Genomic DNA, 10,159 nt, shown 5'->3' with positions numbered 1-10,159 from the left:
ATGTCCGGCGGGAGCAGGAACAACTGATCCCGCCGGACCGGCCGGTACCCACGCGCCATAAACCCGATCATCCCGGACAAAACATGATCACCCGGGTAGTGACACCTCAATTTGCGACAGGCTCCGGCACGACCAAAATCCTTGTTTCTTGCGACTTGCCAAACCGGGCTACCGGGTTCGCGGGCCGGCGGGCTCTCGAAGGCCCGGCCGCGTTCGTGGAGTGCGAACTTCCCCTCCCGCCAGCTGGCGATCCTGATCGGCCACCGATCCGTGACGGGCTCCGCCGCGGCCAGTTCCTGCTTCTGCTCGGGGTAGCAGCGGCGGAAGCGAAAGGGGGCCGAGGCGTACCACCAGAGGGCGCCGACGTGCCGTGTGTCCTGGCTGACCCCCGGTCGGAACCCTACGGGGGGAGGGTATGGGCGTAGGGTTCTGACGGTCGGAAACCCGGCTCCGTGCGCATGTCGCCGGGGCACGCGAGTACATCATCGGGAGGCGTCGCCATGTCCGTCACCAGCATCGTGACCACCTACAACGTCACCGGGATGACCTGCGGTCACTGCGCTGCGGCCGTCAGCGAGGAGATCTCCCAGCTGCCGGCCGTGAGCTCGGTCGACATCGAGGTCGCCAGCGGCCGGGTGAGCGTGACCAGCACCGGCGAGCTCGACGACGCCGCGGTCGGCGCCGCGGTCACGGAGGCCGGGTACACCCTCGCCGGGCGCGTCTGACACCGCGGCCGGACTGCGGCGCGGGCACGGCGCGGCGCGGGCGCGGCACGAGGTACGGGCGCGGCTCCGGCACGGTTCCGTGACCGGGGCGGCCCACGAAACCCGCCGCCCTGAAGGCAGAAGCTCCTACAGGGTGGCTCCTGTGAGGAAGGCCGCTTAGGACAGCCATGCCTGTCGATCACCCTCCGGCGGGCCGTATCGTCGGCCGCGGTCGGGCTCTGCCAGCGCATTCGCCTGGCGGGGAAGCGGCGTCGTCGTTCAGCCGGGTTCGGCGCGGCGGAATATCATCGACCCAGCGGCCGGGCAAGGCTCCTGGTCGCTACCGGACCAGGGTTGCCTGCCGCGGAACCCACGCGGCGTCATCCGCGCGGCTCCCTCGGAGCGTGCGGCGTGGAGCGCGGATGCGCCTTTGGCCGTCATGAGCCGCCGCCGGTGGGCGGCCGGGGCAGACCCCCGTCCGCCGGCGGCCTTCGAGCGGGTAGCCCTGTCACGGCCACCTGCTTCCTGCCACCTGTCACAGCCACCTGCCGTGACTTCCGCTGCCGTCGCCGGTAGCCGGGCTGGTGTGACCGCATCCGCTTTCGGTGGCAGGCCAGCCACCCGGCGGGTGCGGCCGGTCGTCCCGGATTCGGGTAGCCGCGCCGGACGCGTGCCGGCCGGCGAGACCTGCGAGGATCGGAGCATGGTGGTTCCATCTGCCGCACCGGCGTCCGAGGATCTGTTCGAGCGCGCCCAGCGGGTTGTCCCCGGTGGAGTGAACTCCCCGGTACGCGCGTTCCGCGCTGTCGGCGGCACTCCCCGCTTCATGGTCGGCGGCGACGGGCCCCGGCTCGTCGACGCCGACGGCCGGTCCTACATCGACCTGGTCTGTTCCTGGGGGCCGATGATCCTCGGCCACGCCCATCCGGAGGTCGTCGAGGCGATCACCACGGCCGCGGCCCGGGGGACCAGCTTCGGCACCCCGACCCCGGGCGAGGTGGAGCTCGCCGAGCTCATCGTCGAGCGGATCCGGCCCGTGGAGCAGGTGCGCCTGGTCAACTCGGGCACCGAGGCGACGATGAGCGCGATCCGGCTGGCCAGGGGGTTCACCGGCCGCTCCACGGTCGTCAAGTTCGCGGGCTGCTATCACGGCCACGTCGACGCGCTGCTCGCCGCCGCGGGCTCCGGTGTCGCGACCCTCGGCCTGCCCGACACCCCGGGCGTCACCGGGGCCTCCACCGCCGACACCATCGTCCTGCCGTACAACGATCTCGAACTGGTCAAGGCGACGTTCGCCGAGCGCGGCGACAGCATCGCGGCAGTGATCACCGAGGCCGTCGCCGCGAACATGGGCGTCGTCCCGCCGCTGCCCGGCTTCAACGCCGGCCTGCGGCGCCTGTGCGACGAGTACGGCGCCCTGCTGGTGTTCGACGAGGTCATGACGGGCTTCCGGCTCTCCCGGGACGGCTGGTGGGGGCTGGAAGGTGCCCAGCAGGGCTGGGAGCCTGACCTGTTCACCTTCGGCAAGGTGATGGGCGGTGGCCTGCCCGCCGCGGCGTTCGGCGGCCGGGCCGACGTGATGGCGCGGCTCGCCCCCGCCGGGCCCGTCTACCAGGCGGGCACCCTCTCCGGGAACCCGCTGGCGGTGGCCGCCGGGCTGGCCACCCTGCGCGCCTGCACCGACGAGGTCTACGCGACCGTCGACGCGCGGGCCGCCGACGTGGCCGGCATCGTCTCCACCGCCCTCACCGAGCAGGGCGTGCCGCACCTGGTCAACAGCGCCGGATCCCTGTTCAGCGTGTTCTTCACCGAGGCGGCCGCGGTGGTGGACTACGCGGGGGCGAAGGAGCAGGCGAGCGAGCGCTACGCGGCGTTCTTCCACACCATGCTGGACGAGGGCATCTACCTGCCGCCGTCGGCGTTCGAGGCGTGGTTCCTCTCGGCGGCCCACGACGACGAGGCGGTCGAACGGATAGCGTCCGCGGCCCCGGCGGCCGCGCGGGCCGCCGCGGCGGTCGCCGTCGGCTCGGAGCCGGCCGGTGGCGGTGCCGCGTGAGCGGCCCACAGCTCACCACGGTCCATCTCGTCCGGCACGGGGAGGTATTCAACCCCGAGAAGGTGCTCTACGGCCGGCTGCCCGGCTACCGGCTCTCCGAGACCGGTGAGCGGCAGGCCAAGGTCACCGCCGAGCACCTCGCCGCGCAGGACGTCGCGGTGGTGGTCGCGAGCCCGCTGGAGCGGGCCCGGCAGACCGCCACGCCGATCGCGGAAGCCCACGGAGTGGAGCTCCAGATCGACCCGCGGCTGATCGAGAGCCGCAACGCGTTCGAGGGCCGGTCGTTCGAGGCCGGGCCCGCCGTCCTGCGCTACCCCCGGATGTGGAAGCTGCTGCGCAACCCGCTGAAGCCGTCCTGGGGTGAGCCGTACACCGAGATCGCGCAGCGGATGCTGGCCAGTGTCGCCGAGTGGCGGGACGCCTTCCCGGGGCGGCACGTGGTCCTGGTCAGCCACCAGCTGCCGGTGTGGACCGCCCGGCGCGCGCTGGAAGGCCAGCACCTGTGGCATCGCCCGGACCGGCGGCAGTGCGCCCTGGCGAGTGTCACCTCCGCGGTCTACCGGGGCGATCAGCTCGTCCGGGTGGACTACGCCGAGCCCAACGGGCCCACCGGCAACGCGGCCGGCTCCGTCGGCGCCTGACGCCGGTTCGCCTCGGCGGTGATCCACCCAGCGATGATCCACCCAGCGTTGTGGTGCCTGCGGTGCCCGGTCTGCGCGAGCCCGTTCGCCGGCGCTCCCGGCCCGGCGGGGGCCGACGGCCCGGCGGGCGCCCCGGGCCCGGCAGGAGCACAGGGCCCGGCAGGAGCACAGGGCCCGGCTGGGGTGCCGGGCCCGCCCTCATCGGGCGGGTCCGGGGCGCCTGGAGCGCTCCGTTGCGCCGAAGGCCACTCCTTCGACGTCGAGCGTTCCGGCTACCTGAACCTGCGGACCGGCCGGGCCAGGCGGGTAGTCGGGGACACCGCGGAGATGGTCCGGGCCCGGGCGGACTTCCTGGGCCGTGGCCACTTCGCACCCCTCACCTCCCGGCTCACCCAGCTCGCCCGGAAGCCCCCCGGCGCGAGCCCCGCCCGCCCCGCCGGGCTCGCGGCGGGGGCGGCGGCCGGCCCCGAGCTGGCCCTTGAGATCGGCGCGGGGACGGCGCACCACCTCGCGGCGATCGTGGACGACTGTCCTGACCGTCTCGGCCTCGCCGCGGACGTGTCGAAGTTCGCGCTGCGCCGGGCGGCCCGGGCCCATCCGCGCATCGGCGCGGTCGCGTTCGACGTCGCGGACCGCTGGCCGCTGCCCGACGCCTCCGTCGACGTCCTGCTCGACGTGTTCGCGCCGCGCAATCTGCCCCAGATGCGCCGGCTGCTGCGGCCCGGCGGCGTACTGCTCCTGGTGACCCCTGGCGACGATCACCTGGTGGAGCTGCGTGACGCGCTCGGGCTGGTCGGCATCCACCCGGGCAAGCGGGACCGCCTGGCGGCGGAGCTGGCCGGCCACTTCGCCCAGCCGACGTCCGAGACGCTGACCTTCACCCTCCACCTGGCGGCGGACGAACTGGTCGAGCTGGCCCTGATGGGCCCCAGCGGCCATCACACCGACGCGGCCGAGCTCCGGCGCCGGCTCGCCACCGCGCTGTCACCCGGACGTACCGGGATGGATGTCACAGCCTCGTTCGTCATCGACCACGCGCCGGTGACACCCGCCTGACCCCAGCCTGACCTCAGATCGCGCCGGCCCGGCGGGCAAAGCCCCACGCCCCAGCGGGCAAAGCCGCCCCCACGGCCGCGTCGCGGCGGCCCCGGTGCCGGTCCGGCGGCGGGGAGCGACGAAGGTCCCGGGACGGACGGCCCCGGTTCGGACGGCGAAGCCCCGGCCCATGCGGCCGCCGGGGCACCTACTCTGGGAGACGTAGTTCTACAGTTGGTCGTAGAACTCCGGCGGGTTGAAGGGAGCGGGCTCATCCTCGGCTGGGTGCGGGACACAAGACGGGCACGCGCCACGGTGGCTGGTGCCGTCGCCGCCGTGCTGCTCGCCGGCGGCGGGCTCGCGGCCTGCTCCACCGACGCGAGCAGCGTGGACGCCACCGGCGGTGGGGGCTACGGATTCGTCCAACAGGCCCCCGGGCAGGACTTCGTGGCCCCGGAGCAGCGACGGGCCGCGCCGAAGCTGGCCGGTGAGACGCTCGACGGCGACCAGCTCGACCTCGCGTCCCTGCGCGGCAAACCCGTCGTGCTGAACTTCTGGGCCTCCTGGTGCGCGCCGTGCCGGGCCGAGACCCCGCACCTGGTGACGCTGGCAGCCGACAATCCCGATGTCGCCTTCGTGGGGGTGGACGAGAAGGAGGAGCCGGCCAGCGCCAGAGCCTTCGTCCGCGACTTCAAGGTCACCTACCCCAGCGTCATCGACCGCCTCGGCACACTTGCCGCGGGGTGGCCGATCTCCATCGGGCTGCCGTCGACCATCGTCCTCGACGCCGAGGGCCGCATCGCCGCGCGTTTCACCGGCGGTGTCGTGCCCGAGGACCTCACCAAGATCCTCACCCAGCTCCGGACGGAGGCCTGACCTCCCGATGGGTGTCGTGGACGTCGTCTCGGACGGACCGCTGCTGATCGCGGCACCGGTCGCCGTCGCGGCCGGGCTATTGTCCTTCCTGTCACCCTGCGTCCTGCCCCTGGTGCCCGGCTACCTGTCCTTCATCACGGGGCTGTCGGGCGAGGACCTCGAGCGGCGCTCCGCGCGGGCCGAGGTCGCGGAGACAGCCGGGGCGGGCGGGCCGGGGCCGGCCGGGGCGAGTGAACCGGCCCCGTCGGCCGGGTCGGCTCCGTCACTCGGGTCGGCTCCGTCACTCGGGTCGGCTCCGTCACTCGGGTCGGCCCCGTCACTCGGGTCGGCCCCGTCACTCGGATCGGCCGGGTCCGGCGAGCCGGCGGTCCTGACCGGTGCCGGGCCGGCCGCGGTGGCCGCGGTGGCAGTGGCCGGTGGGCCCGCGAACGAGACGCCGGTCCTGGCTGGAACATCGGCGGCTGCGGTCGGCGTACCCGCCGCGCCGGGCCACGGTGCGTCGCCCCGGCGGCCACCCTGGTCGTCGCGCTGGCTCGGAGACATCCGCCATGCCGGCCGGGTGACGGCGGGGACCGGGCTGTTCGTCCTCGGGTTCAGCATCGTGTTCGTGACCTATGGAGTCGCGTTCGGCGGCCTCGGCCGGTGGCTGAAGATCCATCAGGTGGGGCTGAGCCAGGTGCTCGGCGCGGTGACGATTCTGATGGGCCTCGGGTTCGCCGGCGTGTTCTCGCGGATGTCGTGGGCCAACCGCGAATGGCGTTTCCATCGGCTGCCCTCACCCGGGCTGCTCGGTGCCCCCGCCCTCGGCGTGCTGTTCGGCCTCGGCTGGACTCCCTGCATCGGCCCGACGCTCACCGCCGTGCTCGGCCTGGCCGCGACGAGCGCCACCGCCGAGCGCGGGGCCTTCCTCTCCGCCATGTACTGCCTGGGCCTCGGCCTGCCGTTTCTCGTCGTCGGACTGGCCTTCCGCCGCGCCGCCGGGGCGCTGCTGGTGGTCCGGCGCCATGCCCGGTTCCTCGCGCTGACCGGCGGCGCCCTGCTGGTCGCGGTCGGAGCGCTTCAGCTCAGCGGAGCCTGGACCGACCTGGTCGACCAGCTGCGTCCGTACGCGCCCGGATTCTCGGAGACCCCGCTGTGACCGCACGCCCCACCGCCCCGTCCGGACACGTTGACGGGCTGATGCCAGACGACCCGACGGTGCTGGAAGCACCGGAGGCCTTCGACCCGCCGGCCCCGAGGGACCCGCGAAGCACGCCGCCGCCCGGCGCGGACAGTCCGCCCGCTGGGTTGGACGCGCCCACCGGAACACCGGACGCATCCAACCCGGCGGGCAGTCCGTGGGCGCCGCCCGGCACGGCCCCGCCAGGCGCTTCGGTCGCGGGCGCTCCGGCGGCTGGCGGCGTGGCGGCCGGGAACCCCTGGGCTGTGGGCACGGCGGGTGGCGGCACCGCCGGGGCCGGGGCCGCCACGGGCCTGCGGACCCGGTCCGGCGCGGTGGCGCTGCTCGTGCGCTCCTGGCGCCAGCTCACCAGCATGCGCACGGCGCTGGTGTTGCTGTTCCTGCTCGCGTTCTTCGCGGTGCCGGGCTCGCTCATCCCGCAGCGCAACATCAACCCGATGAAGGTCGAGCAGTACATCGCCGACCATCCCACCATCGCTCCGTGGTTGGAGCGGGTCTCCGCGTTCGGGGTCTTCGGCTCGCCCTGGTTCTCCGCCGTCTATCTGCTGCTGTTCATCTCGCTGATCGGCTGCCTGTGGTCACGGGTGATCTGGCATGCCCGGGCGCTGTTCACCGCGCCACCGAAGGCACCGGCCCGCCCGGGTCGGCTGCCCGGCGGCAGCTCCTGGACGAGTTCGCTCGACGCCGCCGAGGCGGTGGCGCGTGCCCGCGGTGTGCTGCGCAAACGCCGCTTCCGGGTCGCGGTCGCCGGTGCTGACGCCCGGCGTCCCGACGGGAGCCCCGACCACTCCGCGGCCGCGGAGAAGGGCTTCCTGCGCGAGACCGGCAACCTCGTGTTCCACATCGCGCTGGTCGTGATGCTGGCCGGCGTGGGGCTCGGCTCCTGGTTCGGCTATCAGGGCTCCGTCCTGGTCATCACCGGCAACGGTTTCGCCAACACGCTGATCGCCTACGACACCTACAGCGGCGGCGCGCTGGTCGATCCGGTGGATCTGCCGCCGTTCTCGATGACCCTCGACACCTTCGAGGCGACGTACCAGGACAACGGCCAGCCGGCCGACTTCAGGGCCGACGTCACGTACGCGGAGGACCTCGACTCTCCGACGAAGACCGCGACCGTGCGGGTCAACCATCCGCTGAAGGTCGGCAACGCGAAGATCTATCTGGTCGGCCACGGGTACGCGCCGCACTTCGTCCTGCGGGACAAGGCCGGTGAGGTCGTCTGGGAGTCGTACGTGCCGTGCACCCCCCGGGACGGCATGTTCACCTCGACCTGCACGGTGAAGATCCCCGACACGGGGCTGCCCGCGACCGGCGCGCTCAAGGAGCCGCAGCAGCTCGCGTTCAGCGGTGTGTTCACCCCGACGACCGTGCTCAAACCGGGCCACGGCTACGTCTCGACCTACCCGGCCGCCACCGCTCCGGGCCTCACCATCACCGGATTCGTCGGCAACCTGCACCTCAACGAGGGCATCCCACAGAACGTCTACACCGTCGACACCCGGGACATGACCCAGTTCACGATGACCGGGCCGGCAGGGGAGAACCTGATCGCCCAGGTCGTCGCGCCGAACAACCCGAAGCAGCGGACGCTGACCGGCCTGCCGGGCGGGCTGTCCCTCGAGGTGGACGGCGTGCGTGAGTTCGCCACCTTCCAGACCAAGTCCGACCCCTACAAAGGGCTGGTGCTGGGAGCGTCCATAGCGATCATCGCGGGCCTGATCGCGAGCCTGCGGGTGCGGCGGCGACGGGTGTGGGTGCGGGCGACGCCGCTGGCCGGCGGCGGCTGCACCGTGGAGATCGGCGGGCTGTCCCGCTCGGACGCCCAGGGCTTCGCCACCGAGCTGACCACCGTCGCCCAGGCGATCCGGGACGACACCGCACCGGACGAATCCGCACCGGACGAATCCGCACCGGACGCGCCAGCGCCGGACGAGCACGTGCGGGACGAGACCGCGCGGGACGAGACCGCGAAGGATCACACCGCGAAAGACCGCACCGCGCGGGATGACGCCGCCGGGGCCGCTGCCGTGCCGGGCGACACCGACGTGACCGGAACCGACGTGACCGGAACCGACATGAGCGGATCCGGCGCTGTCGGAACCGACGCTGTCGGAACCGGCGCGGCCGAGACGGCCGCGGCGACCAGCACCACCAGCGAAGACGCGGCAACCAGCACCACCAGCGAACGGGAGCCTTGATGCCGGTCAACGAAGGCATGGCGAATCTTTCCGATGTGCTGTTCGGGACCTCGATGGCCGTCTACGCAGTCGGAATGCTCGGCTATGCCGCCGAGTTCGCGTTCAGCCGGCTGGGCCGGGCTGCCGGGCCCGCCACCGAGGAGGCGGCCGGGAAGGCCGATGCCGCCGGATCGGTGCAGGCCGGCGGCCCGACGTCCGCGGTGACGAAGCAGGCGGTTCTGGTCGGTGCGGCCTCCACCGGCGGTGGCAGCGATGTCCTGACCCCCGGTCCGTCCGGCGACGGCCGGCCCGGACTGAAGGCGGGCGGCGCGCTCGACGGGGCGGACGGCGGTTCCCTGTCCCGGCGTCGCGGTGCGGCCGACGAGGACCCCGCCGCGTCCAGGCTGTCGACGTGGATCGGCCGGATCGCGGTCGTCCTGACGATCGTCGGCTGGGCGGCGCACGTGGGCTCGGTGGTCACGCGGGCGATCGCGGCCAGCCGGGTCCCCTGGGGCAACATGTACGAGTTCTCGTCCATGATCTGCCTCATCACGGTGACCGGGTTCCTCGTCCTGATGGCCCGCCAGTCGGTCCGGTGGCTCGGGGTCTTCGTGATGGTCCCGGTCGTGCTCTCGATGGGCTTCGCCGGGACGGTTCTCTACGTGGCCGCGGGCCCGCTCGTCCCGGCGCTGAACTCGTACTGGCTCAAGATCCACGTGGCCGGGGCGATCGTCGCCAGCGGTGTCTTTCTGCTGTCCGCCGTGACGACGGTGCTGTTCCTGCTCAAGGATCGCTGGGAGACTCGCCTGGCTGAGGTCGCCTCCGGTCGGGCCGACACGTCGCGCGCGATGCGCAGCCGTGGTGGCATCGTGATGCGGCTGCCCTCCTCGGCGACGCTCGACACGATCACCTACCGGGTCATCGCCTTCGCGTTCCCGATCTGGACGTTCGCCATCATCGCCGGCGCCATCTGGGCGGAGGCGGCGTGGGGGCGCTACTGGGGCTGGGACCCGAAGGAGACCTGGTCCTTCATCACCTGGGTCATCTACGCGGCCTACCTGCACGCGCGGGCGACAGCCGGGTGGCGCGGGCGGCGGGCGGCGGCGGTCTCGCTGCTGGCGTTCAGCGCCCTGTTCGTCGACTACTACCTGGTCAACCTGGTCATCAACGGCCTGCACTCCTACGCGGGCGTCTGACCCCAGACCCTCGGGCTGCATGCTGCGTCCACGGGCTGTCGCCGCTCCCGAGCCCACCGGCGATCCCGCACCATCGCGCAGCTCCAGCAATTCACATCAAGAGCGACAAAAGGGGCGCAGATTCGCCTGGCGGTCCGCAAGAGTGAAGGATTTTGGTCGTCGGAGAGCCTGTAGCAAATTGGTGGCGGGGATTCGGGTGATCGTTGGGTGTGCGGGTCTGGTGACCTGCCGCCGGCCGAGGCCGGGCCCCGCTTAGCTGGTGGCTGGGCGGGGGCCGGTGGCGCGGTGGAG

The 10,159-nt window shown here is 72.9% G+C and carries 8 protein-coding genes; all 8 read left to right on the top strand.

Going from position 1 to position 10,159, the window contains the following annotated elements; all coding sequences use genetic code 11:
* The first annotated feature begins 500 nt into the window (after window positions 1-500).
* The 8 genes from ACG83_RS41360 to ccsB all read left to right on the top strand — a co-directional run bounded on the left by ACG83_RS41360 (window position 501) and on the right by ccsB (window position 9,868).
* Window positions 501-725 (top strand): heavy-metal-associated domain-containing protein, encoded by a 225-nt coding sequence (locus ACG83_RS41360; protein ID WP_054571705.1) that lies wholly within the window; start codon window positions 501-503, stop codon window positions 723-725.
* A gap of 682 nt (window positions 726-1,407) precedes the next feature.
* Window positions 1,408-2,760 carry a glutamate-1-semialdehyde 2,1-aminomutase gene (hemL, locus tag ACG83_RS41355; protein WP_054571704.1) on the top strand — a complete coding sequence of 451 codons (1,353 nt, stop codon included), beginning with the start codon at window positions 1,408-1,410 and terminating at the stop codon, window positions 2,758-2,760.
* Window positions 2,757-3,401, top strand: a complete 645-nt coding sequence (locus ACG83_RS41350; protein ID WP_054571703.1) for a histidine phosphatase family protein — start codon at window positions 2,757-2,759, stop codon at window positions 3,399-3,401. The genes hemL and ACG83_RS41350 overlap by 4 nt, the downstream gene beginning before the upstream one ends.
* 33 nt (window positions 3,402-3,434) lie before the next feature.
* Entirely contained in the window at window positions 3,435-4,457 is a 1,023-nt protein-coding gene (locus ACG83_RS41345; protein ID WP_054571702.1) for a hypothetical protein, read from the top strand.
* A gap of 294 nt (window positions 4,458-4,751) precedes the next feature.
* A complete protein-coding gene (locus tag ACG83_RS41340) occupies window positions 4,752-5,312 on the top strand; it encodes a TlpA disulfide reductase family protein (protein WP_054571701.1) in 561 nt (186 codons plus the stop codon).
* A 7-nt stretch (window positions 5,313-5,319) separates the two neighbouring features.
* Complete coding sequence (locus ACG83_RS41335; RefSeq protein ID WP_054571700.1) at window positions 5,320-6,450, top strand: cytochrome c biogenesis CcdA family protein; 1,131 nt, start codon at window positions 5,320-5,322, stop codon at window positions 6,448-6,450.
* 41 nt (window positions 6,451-6,491) lie between these two features.
* Window positions 6,492-8,693, top strand: a complete 2,202-nt coding sequence (locus ACG83_RS41330; protein WP_235498532.1) for a cytochrome c biogenesis protein ResB — start codon at window positions 6,492-6,494, stop codon at window positions 8,691-8,693.
* Entirely contained in the window at window positions 8,693-9,868 is a 1,176-nt protein-coding gene (gene ccsB, locus ACG83_RS41325; protein ID WP_054571698.1) for a c-type cytochrome biogenesis protein CcsB, read from the top strand. The genes ACG83_RS41330 and ccsB overlap by 1 nt, the downstream gene beginning before the upstream one ends.
* Window positions 9,869-10,159: the final 291 nt, after the last annotated feature.

The sequence above is a fragment of the Frankia sp. R43 genome (assembly GCF_001306465.1).
Lineage (GTDB): Bacteria > Actinomycetota > Actinomycetes > Frankiales > Frankiaceae > Parafrankia > Parafrankia irregularis.
This window is presented reverse-complemented; position numbering and strand designations above follow the sequence as displayed.